This is a genomic window from Metamycoplasma auris 15026, from assembly GCF_000367765.1.
In the GTDB taxonomy this organism is placed as follows: domain Bacteria; phylum Bacillota_I; class Bacilli_A; order Mycoplasmatales; family Metamycoplasmataceae; genus Metamycoplasma; species Metamycoplasma auris_A.
Genome location: NZ_AORI01000009.1, coordinates 56,874 through 76,682 on the forward strand (window position 1 = coordinate 56,874; position 19,809 = coordinate 76,682).

General features: G+C 30.5%; 31 protein-coding genes and 1 pseudogene. All 32 read left to right on the plus strand.

Going from position 1 to position 19,809, the window contains the following annotated elements:
• The first annotated feature begins 13 nt into the window (after nucleotides 1-13).
• The 32 genes and pseudogenes from MAU_RS01605 to rpmF all read left to right on the plus strand — a co-directional run bounded on the left by MAU_RS01605 (nucleotide 14) and on the right by rpmF (nucleotide 19,280).
• On the plus strand, nucleotides 14-2,059 hold the full coding sequence (locus MAU_RS01605; RefSeq protein WP_004424328.1) for a 5'-nucleotidase C-terminal domain-containing protein: 2,046 nt from the start codon (nucleotides 14-16) through the stop codon (nucleotides 2,057-2,059).
• 225 nt (nucleotides 2,060-2,284) lie between these two features.
• The gene (locus tag MAU_RS01610) at nucleotides 2,285-3,523 is read left to right on the plus strand and encodes an HAD family acid phosphatase (RefSeq protein ID WP_004424330.1); all 1,239 of its coding nucleotides are present in this window, start codon (nucleotides 2,285-2,287) and stop codon (nucleotides 3,521-3,523) included.
• 265 nt (nucleotides 3,524-3,788) lie between these two features.
• Complete coding sequence (gene rpsJ / locus MAU_RS01615; protein ID WP_004424335.1) at nucleotides 3,789-4,097, plus strand: 30S ribosomal protein S10; 309 nt, start codon at nucleotides 3,789-3,791, stop codon at nucleotides 4,095-4,097.
• 37 nt (nucleotides 4,098-4,134) lie between these two features.
• The gene (gene rplC, locus MAU_RS01620) at nucleotides 4,135-4,956 is read left to right on the plus strand and encodes a 50S ribosomal protein L3 (protein ID WP_004424339.1); all 822 of its coding nucleotides are present in this window, start codon (nucleotides 4,135-4,137) and stop codon (nucleotides 4,954-4,956) included.
• 2 nt (nucleotides 4,957-4,958) lie between these two features.
• Nucleotides 4,959-5,909 carry a 50S ribosomal protein L4 gene (gene rplD, locus MAU_RS01625; protein ID WP_004424342.1) on the plus strand — a complete coding sequence of 317 codons (951 nt, stop codon included), beginning with the start codon at nucleotides 4,959-4,961 and terminating at the stop codon, nucleotides 5,907-5,909.
• Nucleotides 5,910-5,912: 3 nt separating this feature from the next.
• Complete coding sequence (gene rplW, locus MAU_RS01630; RefSeq protein WP_004424344.1) at nucleotides 5,913-6,356, plus strand: 50S ribosomal protein L23; 444 nt, start codon at nucleotides 5,913-5,915, stop codon at nucleotides 6,354-6,356.
• A 100-nt stretch (nucleotides 6,357-6,456) separates the two neighbouring features.
• Nucleotides 6,457-7,305, plus strand: a complete 849-nt coding sequence (rplB, locus tag MAU_RS01635) for a 50S ribosomal protein L2 (protein ID WP_004424347.1) — start codon at nucleotides 6,457-6,459, stop codon at nucleotides 7,303-7,305.
• Complete coding sequence (rpsS, locus tag MAU_RS01640; protein WP_004424350.1) at nucleotides 7,305-7,589, plus strand: 30S ribosomal protein S19; 285 nt, start codon at nucleotides 7,305-7,307, stop codon at nucleotides 7,587-7,589. The genes rplB and rpsS overlap by 1 nt, the downstream gene beginning before the upstream one ends.
• Before the next feature lies 1 nt (nucleotide 7,590).
• Nucleotides 7,591-7,959: a 50S ribosomal protein L22 gene (gene rplV / locus MAU_RS01645; RefSeq protein ID WP_004424353.1), complete on the plus strand. Its 369-nt coding sequence runs from the start codon at nucleotides 7,591-7,593 to the stop codon at nucleotides 7,957-7,959.
• 1 nt (nucleotide 7,960) lies between these two features.
• Entirely contained in the window at nucleotides 7,961-8,698 is a 738-nt protein-coding gene (gene rpsC, locus MAU_RS01650) for a 30S ribosomal protein S3 (RefSeq protein ID WP_004424355.1), read from the plus strand.
• Nucleotides 8,676-9,119, plus strand: coding sequence for a 50S ribosomal protein L16 (gene rplP / locus MAU_RS01655; protein ID WP_004424359.1), 444 nt, complete (start codon nucleotides 8,676-8,678; stop codon nucleotides 9,117-9,119). The genes rpsC and rplP overlap by 23 nt, the downstream gene beginning before the upstream one ends.
• Before the next feature lie 2 nt (nucleotides 9,120-9,121).
• Entirely contained in the window at nucleotides 9,122-9,322 is a 201-nt protein-coding gene (rpmC, locus tag MAU_RS01660; RefSeq protein ID WP_004424361.1) for a 50S ribosomal protein L29, read from the plus strand.
• The gene (rpsQ, locus tag MAU_RS01665) at nucleotides 9,322-9,606 is read left to right on the plus strand and encodes a 30S ribosomal protein S17 (protein WP_004424364.1); all 285 of its coding nucleotides are present in this window, start codon (nucleotides 9,322-9,324) and stop codon (nucleotides 9,604-9,606) included. Before rpmC ends, rpsQ begins: the two co-directional genes overlap by 1 nt.
• Nucleotides 9,599-9,967, plus strand: a complete 369-nt coding sequence (gene rplN, locus MAU_RS01670) for a 50S ribosomal protein L14 (RefSeq protein ID WP_004424367.1) — start codon at nucleotides 9,599-9,601, stop codon at nucleotides 9,965-9,967. Before rpsQ ends, rplN begins: the two co-directional genes overlap by 8 nt.
• A 2-nt stretch (nucleotides 9,968-9,969) precedes the next feature.
• Nucleotides 9,970-10,305, plus strand: coding sequence for a 50S ribosomal protein L24 (gene rplX, locus MAU_RS01675; protein ID WP_004424371.1), 336 nt, complete (start codon nucleotides 9,970-9,972; stop codon nucleotides 10,303-10,305).
• 18 nt (nucleotides 10,306-10,323) lie between these two features.
• The gene (gene rplE, locus MAU_RS01680; RefSeq protein ID WP_004424374.1) at nucleotides 10,324-10,878 is read left to right on the plus strand and encodes a 50S ribosomal protein L5; all 555 of its coding nucleotides are present in this window, start codon (nucleotides 10,324-10,326) and stop codon (nucleotides 10,876-10,878) included.
• 11 nt (nucleotides 10,879-10,889) lie between these two features.
• Complete coding sequence (locus MAU_RS01685) at nucleotides 10,890-11,075, plus strand: type Z 30S ribosomal protein S14 (protein WP_004424377.1); 186 nt, start codon at nucleotides 10,890-10,892, stop codon at nucleotides 11,073-11,075.
• A 2-nt stretch (nucleotides 11,076-11,077) separates the two neighbouring features.
• Nucleotides 11,078-11,488, plus strand: a complete 411-nt coding sequence (gene rpsH / locus MAU_RS01690; protein WP_004424379.1) for a 30S ribosomal protein S8 — start codon at nucleotides 11,078-11,080, stop codon at nucleotides 11,486-11,488.
• A 34-nt stretch (nucleotides 11,489-11,522) separates the two neighbouring features.
• Nucleotides 11,523-12,062, plus strand: a complete 540-nt coding sequence (gene rplF / locus MAU_RS01695) for a 50S ribosomal protein L6 (RefSeq protein WP_004424382.1) — start codon at nucleotides 11,523-11,525, stop codon at nucleotides 12,060-12,062.
• A 30-nt stretch (nucleotides 12,063-12,092) separates the two neighbouring features.
• The gene (rplR, locus tag MAU_RS01700) at nucleotides 12,093-12,440 is read left to right on the plus strand and encodes a 50S ribosomal protein L18 (RefSeq protein WP_004424385.1); all 348 of its coding nucleotides are present in this window, start codon (nucleotides 12,093-12,095) and stop codon (nucleotides 12,438-12,440) included.
• A complete protein-coding gene (rpsE, locus tag MAU_RS01705; protein ID WP_004424387.1) occupies nucleotides 12,440-13,078 on the plus strand; it encodes a 30S ribosomal protein S5 in 639 nt (212 codons plus the stop codon). The genes rplR and rpsE overlap by 1 nt, the downstream gene beginning before the upstream one ends.
• Before the next feature lie 21 nt (nucleotides 13,079-13,099).
• Nucleotides 13,100-13,534 carry a 50S ribosomal protein L15 gene (gene rplO, locus MAU_RS01710; RefSeq protein WP_004424389.1) on the plus strand — a complete coding sequence of 145 codons (435 nt, stop codon included), beginning with the start codon at nucleotides 13,100-13,102 and terminating at the stop codon, nucleotides 13,532-13,534.
• Entirely contained in the window at nucleotides 13,534-15,003 is a 1,470-nt protein-coding gene (secY, locus tag MAU_RS01715) for a preprotein translocase subunit SecY (protein WP_004424392.1), read from the plus strand. Before rplO ends, secY begins: the two co-directional genes overlap by 1 nt.
• A complete protein-coding gene (locus tag MAU_RS01720) occupies nucleotides 14,997-15,689 on the plus strand; it encodes an adenylate kinase (protein ID WP_004424395.1) in 693 nt (230 codons plus the stop codon). The genes secY and MAU_RS01720 overlap by 7 nt, the downstream gene beginning before the upstream one ends.
• Nucleotides 15,683-16,436 (plus strand): annotated as a pseudogene (gene map / locus MAU_RS01725) (type I methionyl aminopeptidase). Before MAU_RS01720 ends, map begins: the two are co-directional and overlap by 7 nt.
• On the plus strand, nucleotides 16,436-16,672 hold the full coding sequence (gene infA / locus MAU_RS01730; RefSeq protein WP_004424399.1) for a translation initiation factor IF-1: 237 nt from the start codon (nucleotides 16,436-16,438) through the stop codon (nucleotides 16,670-16,672). The pseudogene map and the gene infA overlap by 1 nt, the downstream one beginning before the upstream one ends.
• A 26-nt stretch (nucleotides 16,673-16,698) precedes the next feature.
• Entirely contained in the window at nucleotides 16,699-16,812 is a 114-nt protein-coding gene (gene rpmJ, locus MAU_RS01735) for a 50S ribosomal protein L36 (RefSeq protein WP_002881082.1), read from the plus strand.
• 6 nt (nucleotides 16,813-16,818) lie between these two features.
• On the plus strand, nucleotides 16,819-17,187 hold the full coding sequence (rpsM, locus tag MAU_RS01740; protein ID WP_004424403.1) for a 30S ribosomal protein S13: 369 nt from the start codon (nucleotides 16,819-16,821) through the stop codon (nucleotides 17,185-17,187).
• A 2-nt stretch (nucleotides 17,188-17,189) separates the two neighbouring features.
• On the plus strand, nucleotides 17,190-17,567 hold the full coding sequence (rpsK, locus tag MAU_RS01745) for a 30S ribosomal protein S11 (protein WP_004424407.1): 378 nt from the start codon (nucleotides 17,190-17,192) through the stop codon (nucleotides 17,565-17,567).
• Between the two features lie 28 nt (nucleotides 17,568-17,595).
• The gene (locus tag MAU_RS01750) at nucleotides 17,596-18,660 is read left to right on the plus strand and encodes a DNA-directed RNA polymerase subunit alpha (protein ID WP_004424409.1); all 1,065 of its coding nucleotides are present in this window, start codon (nucleotides 17,596-17,598) and stop codon (nucleotides 18,658-18,660) included.
• Entirely contained in the window at nucleotides 18,660-19,025 is a 366-nt protein-coding gene (rplQ, locus tag MAU_RS01755; RefSeq protein WP_004424413.1) for a 50S ribosomal protein L17, read from the plus strand. The genes MAU_RS01750 and rplQ overlap by 1 nt, the downstream gene beginning before the upstream one ends.
• Before the next feature lie 57 nt (nucleotides 19,026-19,082).
• Nucleotides 19,083-19,280, plus strand: a complete 198-nt coding sequence (gene rpmF / locus MAU_RS01760) for a 50S ribosomal protein L32 (protein ID WP_004424416.1) — start codon at nucleotides 19,083-19,085, stop codon at nucleotides 19,278-19,280.
• Nucleotides 19,281-19,809 lie beyond the last annotated feature (529 nt).

Below are 19,809 nucleotides of genomic sequence, written 5' to 3' on the forward strand. Positions count from 1 at the left end.
AAGGAAAGATTTCATGAAAAAGAAAATGTTGTTATCCCTTGGTGGGATATTAACTGCCTTTAGTGCACTTCCAATGATTGCTATTTCTTGCGGGCAACCAAATGAAGAAAAGGTAGCTAAAGCAAAGGCTGCATATGAAAATGCTTTTAAAAATTTTGATGAAGCAATTAATGCTGATATGCAATCTTTAAAAGATAAAAAAGCTGAGATTGAAAAAGAAAAAGACGAAACTAAAAAGAAAGAATTAATTGCAAAAAAAGAAGAATTTGTTAAACAAAGAAGTCCAATTTTACTTGCTTTAAGAAAAAAAGTTAATGATGCATATAAGAATTTAAGAGTAGCTCAAAAAGGTGCTGGCACACAATTAATTAAGATTGTTCATACAAATGATGAACATGGCCGGCTAGTTTTTGATGATGGGAAATACAACAACTACTCAGGTATGCAAGGATTAGCTGAAATTTTAAGCCGTGATTTCGATAGAGATTTATTATTATCAGCAGGTGATTTAATTCAAGGACTTCCCTTATCAGATTCCGATAAAGGGCTAACAATTTCAAAAATAGCTAAAGAAATGAAATACAATGCCGTTGCTATTGGTAACCATGAATTTGACTATGGCTTAGATCATATGTTTAAGATTGAAAAAGAAACAGAAGGGATGCCATTTTTATCAGCAAACATAGTTTGAAATAAAAAAGCTGTTACTGACCAAGTTAAAGATAAAAATGGCAAACTTGCGATAGAAGGACAAAAAGTATTTAGTCCATATATCATTAAAGAACTACCATCAGGACTTAAAGTAGCAATTATGGGAATTACTACTCCTGATACCCAATGAACTTCAGCTCCAAGAAACTCCGTTCATGTAACTTTCTTAGATCCAATTGACACAGCTAAAGAAGTTGTTAAAGAACTAAAAGCAAAAGGGATTAATTTCATTGTTGCTTTAACACATTTAGGAGTTAATCGGCCAGATACAAGATGAGATTCAAGAGAATTCACTAAGAATGTTGAAGGTATTGATTTAGTTTTAGATGGACACTCACACACCCTAGTTCCAATCGAAGAAGGCAAAGATGAAAATGGTTTTCTAACACAAGCTGAATGCTACACAAAATATCTAAGTGAATTAGATCTTATAGTAAATACTAAAACAGGAAAAATTTCGAGTGTTAAACAACGTCTATGAACAATTGAATACACTGAATTAATGGATGGTAAAAAGAATACTATTACTCCAATTAAAAACATGATTGATGCTTTAAAAACTAAATTTGATGCAGTTAATAATGAAGTTGTTTTTAGTTTACCATTTGATTTCAAACACACTGAAGAAGTAAAAATTAAACCAGGAAATGGAAGCAAAGAAGTTCCAATTTGAAAAGGGAGATCACAACAAACAAATTTAGGTAGTTTTACAACTGATGCTACAGCTTGAGATTTCATTGAAAATAGTCCTAAAGTAAATAATGAAGCAGTAGTTTTCAATGCAGATAATGTTATTGGTTTAGAAGTTGGTGGTGCGCTTCGTCAAGATACCCAAAAAGGTGCTATTAAAAGAGCTGATTTACTTGGAATTGCTCCCTTTGGTAATAGAATTGCAGCTGTGCAAGTGAAGGGCGAAGTTCTTTTAGAAGCAATGAAACATGGTGCTAAAAAAATCTTTTCAGGTGGTTATGCACAATATTCACATAATGTAAGCGCAAAAATTAATTTCAAAGAAGAAAAAGATAATAAATTCGTTTACGAATTAGATGAAAGCAGTGTAAAAATCAACGGAAAATCTGTTAATAAAGATCAAAATTACTACATTGTTACAAATGGCTTTGTTTTAGAAGGTGGCGATGGTTATGATATGCTTAACTATACAAAAAATCCAACTAAAGCAAAGAGTGTTTTTGAAGGTGGAGATATCTTAGAAACATATATAAAGTATGGTAAATTAATTACTTCATCAAACAATACAAATTCAAGCAATCCTTTTGCTAAATATAAAACTGATGATTATAAAGACCCAAACCCAACATACATTCAAGTAAACCACAACAAAAAATAACAAATCAAAAAAGCAGCTATCCCTGCTTTTTTTAGTCTTTTCATTGAAAAAAAAGATTGATTTTGTACTCAATTTCATTGAACTCAATGACTCAATACTTATTTAAGCAAAACAAACTAAAAACTTAGAGTGTTATAATTTCAAATGTAATTATATTAATAATTACTATGAAAAAAAGTAGTAGTAATTTTGTTTAAAAAAACAATAAATTTAGGAAGCCTAATTATGAAAAAGAAATTGAGTCTATTATTGGGTGCATTGAGTGTCATTTCAATGCCAATAGTTGCAATAAGTTGCAGTAATTCAGAAAAAAATGATAAGCAAGATAACACAAAAATAAGATCTGATTTAATTAAAGAAATTGAAAAACTAAACTTTGAACAAAAAGTTGAATTAATTTCCAAATTAAATTTAAGTAAAGAGAAAAAAGGTGAACTAATTGGAAAATTAAACAACGGCGCAGCTGTTGCTGGCGCAATTGTTTGATATATGACTTCTGCTGAACAAAGAGCTGCAGCACTGCAAGCATACACACTTGCAAAAATTGCTTTTGATAATATCAAAAAGAAGGAAATGAGTGGCAATGAACTTGATTTTAGCAAATCAAAAGATGGAGAAGTTTCAAACACTCAATCAAACAAGGCCGTCCCTGTTGTGTTTATGGATATTGATGAAACTGTGTTAGTTAATGAATATAGTGAATCTTGAATGATTTATGAAAACAATGGCAAATTTGATGAAGATTTTAAGAATAAAGTTGATGCAAAAGGAAATAGAAAAGCAGTTCCTGGAGCAATTAATTTTATTAATCATGTGTTTACAAATGGTGGAATTGTTTTATTCAACTCAGGCATCCCACAACTAAAAGAATCCATTGAAGGAATTAAGAGAAACTTAATTAAACTTGGCGTTAAAAAAGAATATGTTCATGATTGAATGTTTTGATGTTCAGGAGTTGATACAAAAGCAAAAAATGGTAAATATGAAGATAAATCTCCTTGAAAAACTGCACTAGAAAACAAGAATCTAAATAAAAAAGTAACAAGTAAAAACCAAAGAATGAATGATGTTAGTGATAACAAAGAAGGCTGAAACTTTAAAGCATCAGAATCAAAATCTGGAGACAATGTCCAAACAAAAGTAATTATGAAAATTGGGGATGATTTTAATGATTTTTATGATGATGCTTATAAGAATGCAAAAACCCCTGGGGCTAATATTGATTTCATTACAAAAAATAACTTAGATCGTTTGTTTACTGAAATTGAAGGAACAAAAGGAGTGAAAGTTACTGTTGAAAATAATGTTCCAAAGATTGAAAATCTAAACTGACATCAATTTAATATCCAAATACCAGGAAATGCAATGTATGGTGGTTGAACTGCAAATTATTCGTATGGTGCATTTGATAAATTATGAAAAGCTCTAAAAGAAATTTATGAAAATTCAAAAGATAATGTCTAAAAATTAAAAAATCAAAAATAATTTTGTAATTTGCTAAATTACTAATTTAGAGTTAAAAAAGTAAGCTTATTGGCCTTGATTTTTAAAAACAAATTAAGAGCCGATATTTTTTTTAAAAATAAAAAACACAAAAATAAGTTTTTGGTATAATTAATTAGCATTTAAGCAAGGAAGCAAAAGGTTACGATATGCCAAGCTTAGTTGTTCTACTTGGATATCGAGAACTTTTGTGGAGCGTTTCATTTAATGAAAAAGGAGAACAAAGATGGCAAAATTAGAAATTAAGATCAAAGCTTTTGAAGCTAATTTAGTTGATGATGCAGCTAAGAAAGTTATCTTATTAGCTAAGGCTGAAAAAGCTGATGTTAGTGGGCCTATTCCTCTACCAACAAGAAGAGAAATAGTTACTATTCTAAGATCAGTTCACGTTAACAAAAAATCTCGTGAACAATTCGAAAGTAGAACTCACAAACGTTTAATTGTTTTATCAAACGTAAGCAAAACTTTAGTTGATAAAGCAAAAAGATTAGAACTACCAGCTGGTGTTCAAATCACAATTAAGTCTGTAGAATAGTACAGATTATTATTTTTTATATTAGAAAGGATAAAAAATGAAAGGAATCTTAGGAAGAAAAGTTGGAATGACTCAACTATTCACAGCTGAAGGTAAATTAATTCCTGTTACTGTTGTTGAAGTTAAACCAAATGTTGTAACCAAGGTTTTAAGCTTAGAAAAAAATGGTTATATTGCAACCCAACTTAGTTTAGAAGATAAGAAAAAATCTCGAATTAAGAAACCTGAAATTAACTATTTCAAACAAGCAAATACAACACCTAAGCAATTCATAAAAGAAATTCGTAACATGACAGGTTATGACTTAGGTGCTCAAATTGATGCCTCCATTTTTGAAGGCGGTGACGTTGTCGATGTTACAGCAATTTCAAAAGGTAAAGGTTTCGCTGGAACAATTAAAAGATGAAACCAACACATTGGACCTAAATCACACGGTGGTGGTGGAGGTTCAAAACCAATTAGACAAACTGGTTCTATTGGGGATATCTCTGGAAACAAGGTATGAAAAGGTATGACAATGCCTGGACATCTAGGTGCTGAACAAGTAACAATTCAAAACCTAGAAGTTGTTAAATCAGATGCTGAAAATAACTTACTTTTAATTAAAGGTAGTACCCCTGGTGCTAAAGGTGCCCTACTAGTAATTAAAAATGCTAAGAAATCAATTCAAAAGAAACCTGAAATTCAATTAGTAAATCTAAAAGAAGCTTTAGCAAAGAATGAAATTTTTGACCAAGCAAAGAAATACAACCTTGAATTAAAAATGGAAATGTCATTAAAAGAAATGAAAGCTGCGCTTGATGAAGCTATTGCTAAAGAAGCTAAAGAAAAAGAAGAAAATGTTGAAGGAGATAAATAATTATGGCTTCAGTTATTGTTGATAAATACTATATCTCTGAAACATTTGATGAAAATAGAAACGTTTCATTTACTTTTAAGAAAGCTAAAGAAGAAGTTTCAGGACACTTTGCTAACTTTATTGATGCAGTTAACGAATTTATTAATGTTAGTGAAAAATCAGAAAATGTTACTCATGTTTGATTCCATCGTGATGGAAAATTCAGAGGTAGTGTTAACTTAGAAAAAGCAAAAATCATTGCAAATCGTGTTGTTGAAGACAAAGTTGAAAATAAAGATGCAATTGCATATATTGAAAAAGAAAACTTAGTTGACAAACCAGCACCTAAGACAGCTAAAAGTCAAAAGGCTGAAAAAATGGAAGAAAAAGCTAAATTAGATTTACCAAAAATTGTTTTTGGCATTGAAAAAATTTATGCACAAGCCATCTTTGATGCGATTTTAGCTGAAAGAGCATCAAAGCGTCTAGCAACTCATAAAGTTAAATCACGTGGTGAAGTTAGTGGAACAGGGAAAAAACCTTGAGCCCAAAAACACACAGGTAACGCCCGTGCTGGATCATTAAGAAGTCCAATCTTTGTTGGTGGTGGGAGAGCTTTTGGTCCTACAACTGAAAGAAACTACGAACTAAAAATCAACAAAAAAGCAAGAAAAAATGCGCTATTTTCAGCTTTAACAATGCTAGCAAATGCTAATAGTGTTTTAGTTAGAGAATATCAATTAGAAACAATTTCTACAAGAGCACTTCTAGTTGAATTAAACAAAGATAATCTAATTAATCTAAATAACGTTTTAATTGTTAGCTCAGATGAAAAAGTATTCAGATCAGCTAGAAATCTACCTAATGTTCACACAACTAAAGTAACTTCCTTATCAATTGAAGAATTAGTTGCAGCAGATGTATTAGTAATTTCAGAAGCAGACATTAAATATCTAGAAGGGATGGCTAAATAATCTATGAATATCAATCAAGTTATTAAATATCCGATTTTGACAGAAAAGTCAGAAATTGCTAGAACAAATCAAAATGTTTATACATTTGCAGTTGACAGAAGAACAAATAAGATTGAAGTTAAAAAAGCAGTTGAATTTATTTTTGATGTGAAGGTTTTAAAAGTTAATATTATTAACTATGACAAAAAACCAGCAAGATTAGGAAGATTCTCAGGCTTTAAAAATGCAGTTAAAAAAGCAATCGTTTATTTAGATGAAAAATCAAAAATTCTTTTATTTGCTGAAGAAGCTAAGGAAGCAAAAAAAGAAGTAGCAAAAGAAACTGAAGCTAAAGAAACACAAGAAATTTCTGAAGCAGAAAAGAAAGCTGCTGAAAAAATTAAAAAAGCAACCGAAGCTAAATTAGCTAAAGAAAATGAAGAAGCTAAACTAGAAGAAGAAAAATAATCATTTTTTGCATACACTATAAAAAATGATTTAAAAATAAAAAAATATCAATACATCTTAAAAGAAAACAATATTTTTAAGAAAGGTAAAAAGAAGAAAAATGGCTATTAAAAAGTTTAAAGCGTATACAAATGGTCGCCGTAATATGTCTTCTTTAGATTACCAAGCAAATTTAACTGGACACAGACCAGAAAAATCATTGCTTGTTATTCTTCCTACACATTCTGGAAGAAATAATCAAGGTAAAATCACAACTCGTCACCACGGTGGTAGATTGAAAAGATTTTATCGGATCATTGATTTCAAAAGATATGACAAAGATGGAATTGAAGCTGTTGTTAAAAGTATTGAATACGATCCAAACAGATCAGCAAATATTTCATTAATTGTTTATCGTGATGGGGAAAAAAGATATATTATTAGCCCTAAAAATATCAAAGTTGGACAAGTTGTTGTTTCAGGGGAAAATGTTGATATTCAAATCGGTAATAACTTACCACTTGCCAACATTCCTGAAGGTACATTTGTTCATAACATCGAACTTCAACCAAAACAAGGTGGAATTATTGCACGTTCAGCAGGTTCATCTGCCCAAATTCTAGGTAAGGATGAATCTGGAAGATATGTAATTCTAAAATTAAAATCAGGTGAAGTAAGAAAAGTTCTAGGTGTATGTCGTGCAACAATCGGGGAAGTTGGTAATGAAGAACATTCATTAGTAAACATCGGTAAAGCAGGTAGAAATAGATTAAGAGGAATTAGACCAACAGTTAGAGGTTCGGCTATGAACCCTAATGATCACCCACATGGTGGTGGGGAAGGGAAACAACCAATTGGTAGAAAATCCCCAATGACTCCATGAGGTAAGAAAGCTCTTGGCGTTAAAACTAGAGCAACTAAGAAGGCATCTAACCAATTTATTATTAGAAGAAGAAAGGAAACTAAATAATGTCTCGTTCATTAAAAAAGGCACCATTTGTTGATGATCACTTAATGAAAAAAGTTGTAGCTATTATTGAAAATAAAGCACCAAAGAGACCAATTAAAACTTGATCAAGACGTTCAACAATCTATCCAGATTTTATTGGACTTACCTTCCAAGTGCACAATGGTCATGCATTTATTGATGTATTTGTAACTAATGACATGGTAGGACATAAGTTAGGTGAATTTGCTTTAACTAGAACCTTCAATGGACATGGTGCAGATAAGGTTAAAGGAAAGAAGAAATAACATGACACAACAAGTTGTTAAAGCATCAGTAAATATGCAACGAATTAGTCCAAGAAAAGCAAGATTAGTTGCTGATCTAATTCGTTATAAATCAGCTACACAAGCATTAGTTATCCTACAAACAACAAATAAAAAAGCCTCAAAAATTATTCTAAAACTTCTAAACTCAGCAATCGCCAATGCAACTAATAACTTTGGACTAGATGCAACTAAATTAGTTGTTGCTAAAATCTTAGTTAACGACGGTCCAACTCTTAAAAGATTTCAACCACATGCCCGTGGAAGAGCATACCCAATTTTAAAAAGAACAAGTCACTTTTATATTGAATTAATTGAACTAAATGATGAATTAAGTATGGAGGCAAAATAGTATGGGACAAAAAGTTAATCCAAATGGATTTCGTTACGGTATAACCAAAGCTCATAACACAGTTTGATATTCAGACAAAGCTAATTTTGCTTCTTTATTACTTGAAGACCAAAAAATCTATGATTTCTTTGATAAGAAAGTAAGAGAATTTCAAATTGGTAAAGTTCAAATTAGAAGAAATCAAAATGGCAATGTCATTGTTTATGTTTTCACAGCAAAACCAGCTGCAATGCTTGGAACAAATGGTGAAAAAATTAAACAAATGACCCAAAATCTAAAAAGATATCTAAAAAACAAAACAATTAACATTGCAATCGATGTTATTGAATTAAAAAATCCTGATTTAAATGCAAGATTATTAGCTGAAAATATTGCAGTTAAATTGGAAAACAGAGGTAGCTTTAGACTAGCACAAAAATTTGCCATCAAAGCTGCCATGAAAGCTGGCGCTAAAGGTATTAAAACCTCAGTTTCAGGTCGTTTAAATGGTGTTGACATGGCTAGAACTGAAGGATATACTGAAGGTGAAATGAAATTACATACTTTAAGACAAGATGTTGATTATGCAGTAACAACTGCTAAAACAACATACGGAATTCTAGGTGTTAAGGTATGAGTTTCTAATGGTGAAATTCTAGATAATGCTGCTATTAATAATGTAATCGAACAAAGAGCTGAAAGAAGATCTAGATTTAGTGGAAAGGATGGCGAAAAACATGCTTCAACCAAAGAGAACTAAACACAGAAAAATGTTCCGTATTCGTCATGATAAAACTAAAGCTCACAGAAATAACACTGTATCATTTGGAGAATTTGGTTTAAAATCAACTTCTTCTGCCTGAATTAGTGCAAGACAAATCGAAGCTGCCCGTATTGCAATTACTCGTCGTATGGGTCGTGAAGGTAAAGTTATTATTAAAATATTCCCACACATGTCAAAAACCTCAAAACCAATCGGAGTGCGTATGGGTTCTGGTAAGGGAAGTCCAGATCAATGATTTGCAGTTGTAAAAGAAGGCACTGTAATGTTTGAAGTTTCTGGTAACCAAGTTGATACTATGAAAGACGCATTAAGATTAGGCGGACACAAATTACCTGTTACTTGAAAAATTGTTGCTAAAGAAGTTTGCGAATGCAAGACAGCTGAAGGAGAAAAATAGTTATGTCTTATTCTGAATTAAAGAAAAAATCAGTTGAAGAGCTAAACCAATTATTAGGCGATTTAAGAGCTGAACTATTCTCACTTCGTTTTAAAAATGCAACATCACAATTAGACCAAACTCATAAGATTGAACTAGTAAAAAAAGACATCGCAAGAATTTTAACAGCCCTAAATGCAAAAAAAGAAGAAGGTATTAAATAATGGAATTAACAATGAGAGAAAACCGTCGTAAAAAACTTGTGGGAACTGTAATTAGTACAAAAAATGAAAAAACCATTACTGTAATTGTTGAAACCTATGAAAAACACCCATTGTATTCAAAACGTTTCAAAAAATCAAAGAAATTTGCAGTTCATGACGAAAAAAATGCCGCACAAGTTGGAGATGTTGTTGAAATTCAAGAAACCAGACCTCTTTCAAAAACTAAACACTTTAGATTAGTAGCAATTAAATCTCATGCAATCGGAGGAAATGAAAATGCTTAGTGAATTTTCTAGATGTAATGTTGCTGACAACTCAGGTGCTAAAGAAGTTATGATTATAAAAAATCTAGGTGGGAGTGTTGTAAGAAGCACTAACATTGGTGATGTTGTAGTTGTAACTGTTAAAAAAGCTATTCCTAATGGTGTTGTTAAAGAAGGACAAGTTCTAAAGGCTGTTATTGTAAGAACAAAAAGAGGAATTGCTAGAGACAATGGCTCTTACATAAGATTTGATGATAATGCGGTTGTTTTAATTAAAGAAGATGGTTCAATGAGAGGAACTCGGGTATTTGGTCCAGTAGCAAGAGAACTTCGTGACAAGGGATATTTAAAAATAATTTCACTAGCACCGGAGGTTTTATAATTATGTCTCAAGCTAAAATTAGAAAAAATGACATGGTTTTAATTATTTCAGGTAAAGATAAAGGGAAATTCGCAGCTGTTTTAGCAACCGATTACAAAAAGCAAACTGTCATTCTAAAAGATGTCAACATGAAAGTTAAACACCATAAACCTTCCCAACAAAACACCGAAGGAAAAATTGAAAAAAAAGAATATCCAATTCATATTTCAAACGTTGCCTTTTTAGCTAAAAAAGGTGCACAAGGTCAAAAATCTATTGGAACTAAAATTGGATGAAAAGTTGATGCTAAAACCGGTAAAAAACAAAGAGTTGCCAAAAAAATTAATAAGGTTATATAGTAAAAAGGAGAAAAAAACATGGCTAAGTTAGAACTAGAAAAGAAATATTTAGAACAAGTTCGCTTTGAACTAGTTAAAGAATTTGGTTACAGCTCAATTATGCAAGCTCCTCGTTTACAAAAAATCATTATTAATATGACAGCCGGCAATGAAGTATCAAATTCAAAAGCAATTGAAGAAGTTATGGTTGAACTATCCCAAATTACAGGGCAAAAACCATACCAAACAAAAGCTAAAAAATCCTTAGCATCCTGAAAATTACGTGAAGGGATGCCAATGGGTGGAAAAGTTACATTAAGACGTGACAGAATGTGATCATTCTTAACAAAATTAATTAATGTTGCACTTCCTCGTGTAAGAGACTTTAATGGAACAAGTTTAAAGAGTTTTGATGGTAGAGGAAACTATGCAATTGGTATTAAAGAAGAAATTATTTTCCCTGAAATTTCATTTGACAAGATTCGTAAACTAAAAGGTATGGACATTATTCTTGTAACCAGTGCAAATTCTGATAAAGAAGCTTTTGCACTACTTAAGAAACTTGGAATCCCATTTGCAAAGGCTAATAATTAAGGAGATTATTTATGGCAAGAAAAGCATTAATGGTTAAGGCTGAACGTGAACCAAAATTTCCAGTAAGAAAATACACACGTTGCCAAATTTGTGGGCGTGTTCACGCAGTCTTACGTAAATATAAAATTTGTAGAATTTGTTTTAGAGAATTAGCACATGAAGGAAAAATTCCTGGTGTCAAGAAAGCGAGTTGATAATTATGGCTATCATTACTGATCCAATAGCAGATATGTTTGTAAGAATTAAGAATGCAATTGCAAGAAAATACCTTGAAGTTACATTCCCACATTCCAACAAAAAAGAAAAAATCCTTGATATTTTTGTTAAAGAAGGATACATCACTTCCTATGAAGTTGTTACTTCAAAACAAAATTTTAAAGAAATTAAATTAACTTTAAAATACAAAGGAATGAACCAAAATATATCTGCAATTACTGATATTAAAAGAATTTCGAAGCCAGGGCTAAAAGTATATTCATCAGCAGACAAATTACCTCGTGTTTTAAGTGGTTTTGGAACAGCAATTATTTCAACTTCAAAAGGACTTTTAACAGATAAAGAAGCAAGAAAAGCTAACTTAGGTGGCGAAGTTATTGCCTTCATCTGATAATCTTTAGTTCTATATATCAATAAGGAATTAAATTATGTCAAGAATTGGAAAAAGAATTTTAAGTATTCCAAAAAACACCGAAGTAAGTCTAGATAAAAACCATATTACTATCAAAGGTCAATTAGGACAACTTGAATATACATTTTCACCTTTAATTACAGTAATTATTGAAAACAATGAAATTAAGACACTAAGAGCTAATGAAGATAAAACTACAAAACAATTACACGGAACTACAAATGCAATTATTAGCAATATGCTAATCGGAGTTTCAAGCGGTTACAAGAAAGAAATCGAAATCAAAGGTGTTGGTTATAAAGCAACACTAAAGGGAAATGAAATCGAAGTCATTGCAGGGTACTCACATAATGTTATTAAACAAATACCATCAAATCTAAAAGTTGAAATCCCAAAACCAACCAATATTATCATTTCAGGTATTGATAAACAAGCTGTCGGAGAATTTGCTGCCAATTTAAGAGATATAAGACGTCCAAGTCCATATTCTGGAAAAGGAATTATGTACAAAGATGAAGTTATTAGACGTAAAGAAGGTAAGACTGCTGCTAAGTAGTTTTTTAAGGAAAGGAAAGATAAGATATTTATGTTATCAAGAAACCAAAAACGTGTTGCTAAGCATCTAAAAATTACAAATAAATTAGCAAAAGGAACCTCAATTCGTCCTCGTGTTGTTGTTTTTAAATCATTACATAACTTTTATGCACAAGCAATTAATGATGAAAACCACACCACTCTTGCTTCATTTTCAACAAGACAAATTCCAAATGTAGGCAATAATATCGAAGCAGCAAAAAAAGTAGCAAAAGAATTTGCATTAAAATTAAAAAATTTAAATATTTCTGAAATTGTTTTTGATCGTTCTGGATATATTTATCATGGAAAATTAGCAGCTTTTGCTGATACACTAAGAGAAGAAGGGATTAAATTCTAATGGCTGAACAACTAAAAAAAGAAACAATGAAAGAAAATGCAAGCGCTACTAAAGTAGTATCACCAAGAAAAACTGAAATGAAAGAAAATGCTCCAAAACAACATCAAGAAAGAAAAAACTTCAACCAAAAGAAACAATTTAACCAACAACCTCAAGCTAAACTTTATGAAGAAAAAGTTATTGATGTAGCAAGAGTTACAACAGTTGTTAAAGGAGGAAGAAGATTTTCATTCTCAGCTTATGTTGTAGTAGGAAATAAAAAAGGCAAGGTTGGCTTTGGACACGGGAAAGCAAACGAAGTGCAAGATGCAATCAAAAAAGCAGTTAAAGATGCACAAAAGAATGTCTTTAGCGTTCCAGTTGTAAATGGAACAATTCCACACGAAATCAAAGAAAAATTCCTAGCTTCAAAAGTACAATTACGTCCTGCTCCAAAAGGTGCTGGGATTATTGCTTCCAATACAGTTAGAGCTGTTGTTGAATTGGCAGGATATACTGATATTTCAACAAAAACCTATGGTTCAAGAACAAAACAAAATATTGTTCATGCAACTATTAATGCTATTAAGAAATTAAGAACTGTTGAAGAAATTTCCAAACTACGTGACATCGAAGTTAAAAAGTTATTAGAAAAATAATAAATAAGGAGACTTATATTTATGAAACTACATACACTAAAAGCAACAGAGGGTGCAAGAAAAGCAAAAACCCGTGTTGGACGTGGTCATGCAGCAGGAAAAGGGAAGCAAGCTGGTAGAGGACAAAGTGGACAAACTAAAAGAAGTACAGTAAGACTAGGTTTTGAAGGTGGGCAATTACCATTATTTAGAAGAATCCCAAAAAGAGGATTTAATAACGTAAACCATATTGAACATCAAGTTATAAATTTAAAAACACTAGAAGCCAAATTTAATGACAATGATGTTGTTTCATACGAAACATTAAAAGCAAAAAACTTAATTAAAGGCAGCTTGCCTGTTAAAATCTTAGGAAATGGCACATTAACCAAAAAATTAATCGTGACAATTCCTGCGCTTTCATTAAAAGCTAAAGAAGCGATTGAGAAAGTTGGTGGAAAAATCGAGGTTCAATAATGGCTAAAAAAACAAGATTAGAAAAGGAAATTCAAGCAAAAAAACTTGATCGCCAACTAGCGATTGATAAGTATTTTGTAAAAAGACGAAATAGCTGATCTGAGTGATGAAAAAATCATAATCTTTTCAAAAAGATTCTTTTTACACTATTCATAATTTCTCTTTTCTTAGTAGCAGGAACAATTACACTGCCCGGTGTTAATTTAGCAAATACTGATAAATTGAACCAAGGTGATTTCTTTGGAATACTTAACTTAGTTGGGGGTGGAGGATTAAGAAGATTCTCCATCGTTGCTTTAGGAATTGGTCCTTTTATATCATCTTCCTTAGTAATGATGCTTTTACAAACCAAATTATTCCCCCCAATTTATCGCTTAAGTCAATCTGGTCCAATCGGAAGAATTAAAATTAATTTTATTACATATACTATTACGCTATTTTTTGCAATTTTTCAAGCAATTTTAATTACAAGAGCATTAATTAATCCTAATGACCAAAGTTTTGGAATTACTTTTTCTTCTGAAATTGCAAAACTCGGAAGAAGCGGAGAGTTCTTTTATAAATGAATAGCAGTACCCTTTTTATTAGTAGCAGGTTCATTCTTTTCATTATTTTTATCCGAACAAATTACTAATAAAGGAGTAGGAAACGGAACTAGTTTAATTATTTTTGTAGGAATTGCTAATTCCTTAATTCCAACCTTTAGACATGCATTTGAATACTATATGCCTTCAATTAAAAATAACAATGAAGTAATTTTGCATGAAACAATTAATTTTGTTGTTTATTTATTAGCTTATTTAATTGTTATTTTTGTTGTTGCTTTCTTTAGTTTAGCTGAAAGAAGAATTCCTATTCAACAAGTAGGAGCTGGACTTTCTAAAACTGAAAAAGAATTAAGCTATTTACCAATCAAAGCTAACCCAGCTGGGATTATGTCAGTTATTTTTGCGATGATGATTTTATCTGTTCCATCAATGATAGCTAGTTTATTTAATCCAAATACAAGTAAATATTATGCATGAGTGCACAGTAACTTAGAACTAACACAACCTCTTGGCTTCTTTTTATTTGTAATCATTACATTTGGACTAACAATTTTGATGGGGATTCAACAATCAAAAATTGACAAAATTAGTGAAGATTTTGCAAAAAGTAGTACTTTTATTCCAGGTATAAGACCAGGAGAACAAACAGAAGATTATTTATTAAATGTTGTGCTTCGGCTATCATTCTTCTCAGCGACATATTTAATAATCTTAGGGGCATTGCAATTCATTCAACAAATGTTTGGCATGCCAGCTCCAATTTCTTTTGGAGGAACAACAATAATGATCTTAGTTTCGACTGCCATTGAAACTGTTCAACAAATTCAAGCAAGATATAAATCCCAAGAACTTGCAAGAAAAAGAAGAATGATAAAAGAGCTAAAAGAAGTGTATGGAGAAGAAGAGGATTTAATATGATAAATAAATGCTCTAGTTGCAATAACCAAACTTGTAACAATAAACCTAATTTAATTTTCATGGGTCCTCCGGGAGCTGGAAAAGGTTCAATTTCGAAGTTAATGGTTGAAAAATTTGGCTACTTTCAACTATCCACTGGTGATATGTTTCGCCAAGAAATTAAAAACGAAACTGAATTAGGGAAGAAAATTAAAGATATATTAGATTCTGGAAAATATGTTGATAATAGCATTACAAATCATTTAGTTGAAAGCAATTTAAGAAATTTAGTAGCAACTAAAACTCCTTTTATTCTAGATGGCTTTCCAAGAACCCTAGACCAAGCGCAGTTTCTTGAAGATTTAGAAAAAAAAGATATCTTTATTGATAAAGTAATTTTGCTAAAAATTTCTAATGAGCAAATTATTGAGCGTCTTTCAAAAAGAAGAATATGTCCAAAATGTAAAACTATTTATCACTTAGAAGTTTTTCCACCACTTGAAAACAAGTATTGCAAAGTTTGCCATACGGAAGTTATAAAACGCGTTGATGACGAAAAAGATGTCATTTTAAAAAGACTAGATATGTATTATAGTCAAACTGAAATTCTAATTGATTTCTATAAGAAAAAAAATATTGTTCTAGAAATCAATAGTCATCAAGATTTAAATGAAGTTTTTTTAGATTTAATGAGGGTTTTAGGATGATAAGAATCAAAAATCAATTTGAAATCCAAAAAATTAAAAAAGCTTGCGCAATCTTGGCAGAAGTTAAAAAAATTCTTTGAGACTTCATAAGACCAGGAGTTTCTTTAAAAGAAATTGATAGCGTCGCTTTTAAAGAAATTAAAAAAAGAAACGGAAAACCAGCTTTTTTAGGGCAATATGGTTTTCCCAGGCACATGTTGCATTTCAGTTAATGATGAATTAATTCATGGTATTCCATCTGATTATGTAGTCAAGGATGGCGATATTATAAAAATTGATACAGGTGTCATTTGGGAAGGATATTATTCAGATTCTGCCTTTACTAAGGGTGTTGGAAATATTACAGAAGAAGATAAAAAACTTATCCAAGTAGCTAAAGACGCTTTCTATGCCGGCTTCAATGCAATTAAGATAGGAAAAAGAATTGGCGATATTTCAGCAGCAATCGGAGATTATATTCAAAAACAAGGATATTTTACTCCTGATGAATTCTGCGGCCATGGTATTGGTAAAGAGCTACATGAAGACCCTCTTATTCCTAACGAAGGAATTCCAAATAGTGGCCCTTTAATTAAAAATGGCATGGTAATTTGCATTGAACCAATGATTTTACAAAAATCAAAAAAAATAAAAATCAAAAATGATAGTTGAACAGTATTTGATCCATTAGGCTTTAATACAGCACATTATGAACAAACAATTTTAATTGATAATGGAGAAGCTTACATATTATCAGGAGATCATATTTAATGGGAAAAAATAAAAAAGAAAAAAAAGAAGAAGTTATTAAAATGACTGGCAAAATTATCAAGATGCACTCAACCAAAAACTATGATGTGCTACTTGAAAATGACCAAGAAATCAAAGCATATATTTCTGGAAAAATGTCACTACATAACATTAAATTAATACCAGGCGATGTTGTTGATGTCGAAATCAGTCCTTTTAATTTAACACTTGGAAGAATTGTTTTTCGCCATAAATAATATTTTTTAGGAGACAAGATTATAAGATGAAAGTTAGAGCATCAATCAAGCGTATTTGTAAAGACTGTAAAATAATCAAAAGACATGGCGTTAATAGAGTTATTTGCATTAACCCAAAGCATAAACAAAGACAAGGATAATATAAGATGGCTAGAGTTTTAAATATTGAAATTCCAAACAATAAAAAAGCACGTATTTCTCTAACATATATTTTTGGTATTGGCCCAACATTAGCAAAAAAAATCTTAGCTGATGCCAATGTAGATGGTGAAAAAAGAGTTAAAGAATTAAGTGAAGAAGAACTTACAAGAATAAGAGATGAAGCAAAAAAATATACCACCGAAGGTGATTTAAAAAGAGAAATTAACTTAAACATAAAACGTTTAATGGAAATTAAATCATATAGAGGAATTAGACACAGAAAAGGACTGCCAGTAAGAGGTCAATCAACCAAGAAAAACGCAAGAACAAGAAAAGGTCCAAGAAAAACAATTGCTGGAAAGAAAGGTAAATAAAAATGGCTAAAAAGAATAAAAAAATTGTGACACAAGGTATTGCCCACATTCATTCAACATACCAAAATACAATTGTTTCCTTTTCAGATTTAAAAGGTAATGTTTTTGCTTGATCTTCATCAGGTGCAATTGGTTACAAAGGCACCAAGAAAAAAACTCCATATGCAGCTGGTCTAGCAGCTGCTGCAGCAGTAGAAAAAGCTAAAGAATTTGGTTTGAAAGAAGTATCAATTTTAGTTAAGGGAGTAGGCCCTGGAAAATCAACAGCACGTAAGCAAATTGAAACAAGTGGTTTAAGCATTAAAGAAGTTAAAGATGTTACCCCAACAGCTCACAATGGTACACGTCCTCCAAAAAAGATTCTTAAAAGAGAAAAATAAAATTTAAGGAAATAAAACGAGGATAATCATGGAAAAAAGTCAAAAAATTATATACAAAGAATTAATTACTGAAAAAATTAGTGATTTCAATACTACATTTATCATCGAACCTCTTGCAAGAGGTTATGCAAACACAATGGGAACTGTTTTAAGAAGAACTTTATTATCTTCAATTACTTCAGTAGCCCCATTTGCAATTAAAATTAATAATGTCGAACATGAATTTCAAACAATTGATGGACTTAAAGAAGATGTCATTACTTTAATTCGTAACATTCGTAACATTCGCTTTGTTTACAATGAAGAATTTTTTGCCAAGGATAATTTAGCAAAAATTTCTTTCCGTTCAAACAAAGAAGGCGAAGTTTATGCTTATGATATAGTTAATACTTCAGGTTTAGAAATTGTTAACAAAGACCAATATATTGCAAATATCTCTGAAAATGGCTCTCTTGAATTTGATTTATTCTTAAGACAAGGCAAAGGTTTTATTGATTTTGAAGAAAATAAAAATGTCATTGCTCAATATGGCTCAAGACTTGAATCAGATATTAAAAGCGGACAATTTTTAGCAATTGATAGTGATTTTAGTCCGATTAAAAAATGTGCAATTTCTTTTGAAGAACTAAATAGTTCATCAAAATTAATCGAAGAGCGCCTAAAAATCAAAATCGAAACTGATGGAACAATTCAAGCAAAAGAAGCAATTGAACAAGCAGCTAAAATTATTGTAGCCCATTTCCAAATTATTGGAAATATCAATGCGCTTGAAACTCTTGAATTATTTGAAGATTCTAAAGAAAAGAAAGAAAAAGATATCAAAACTTCGATTTCAATTGATAAACTAAATCTAACAATCAGATCACTAAATGCCCTAAAAAGAGCAAAATATAACACTGTTGAAGAAATTATTAAACTAAGTGACGAAGATTTATCAAATATTAAAAACTTAGGAAAAAAATCCATCGAAGACATTATCCAAAAAAGAGATGAATGACTTGCAAAAATGACTTCTGGTAGCAGAAGCGATAACGTAGTAATTGAAACACTTGATCAGATAAATAATTCAGACTTAGATGAGGGAGAAAAATAATGGCAAATCCAAAACAAGTATTTCGCAGAAATACAGAATGATGAAACCATGTTGAGAGATCTTTAGTTACTGATTTAATTGTTCATGGGCAACTAAAAACCACACTAGAAAGAGCAAAAAGAATTCGCTCAAGTGCTGAAAAAATGATTACTTTAGGCAAAAAAAATACCCTTTCAACACGTAGACAAGCTGCAAAATTTTTAAGAATTATTCCAACTAAAAACGAAAATAAAGATTCATTACAATATTTATTTGATGTTGTTGCCCCTAAATATGCAACAAGAAATGGTGGATATACAAGAATAATTAAAATAAGCAACAGAGCTGGCGACAATGCAAAGATGGCAATTATTAAATTAGTTTAAATAATTTAAATTAATTTAATTGATTAATATTAAGAAATAAATTAAGGAGATTTAAAAATGGCTGTAGTTCCAAAAAGAAAAACTTCGAAACAAAGAAAACATTTAAGAAGAAGTCATCATGCACTAACCGCTGCTACTCTAGTTGAATGTAAACACTGTAAACAATTAATTATTCCTCACCAAGCATGTAAATATTGTGGATTCTATAAAGACATTAAAGTTCTTAAAAATGCAATTAATGACAAAATCAAATAATTTTTTAGCTTAATTAAAATTAACAGGACTAAAAATCCTGTTTTTTTATTTTGAGATTACAAAAATACCAATTATAAGAAATAAAAAGACAAAATTACTCCTAACTTCTAGTTAACTATCTTAATAAATTAGATAAAAAAGGAATCTAACAATCTTACTAAAAGCATTTCAAGAAAAAGTTCAAAAAACAATATTGAAAAAACTTTTTTTGAAAATTAAATTTTAGAAATTAATAAAGTAGTTTTCAAAAAGAATTTTTAATCATTTTCTTAACTTTAGTAAGAATATTTATTATAATTAAACAACGCTATTTTAATAAATGCAACTCCCTTCTTTAAATAGTCATTTAATAAGTAAATAATATTCATAAAATTAATAAATATTTTTAATATTTTTTTTACTTTGTTATATACTTATAAAGATATCTTTTTGAAGCATTTAAAAAATGCTTTAAGGATACATTACACTTAGATAGTTCTTTGAAAACTGGATACAAATACCATAACGTCAATTTATTTTTACAAAAAAT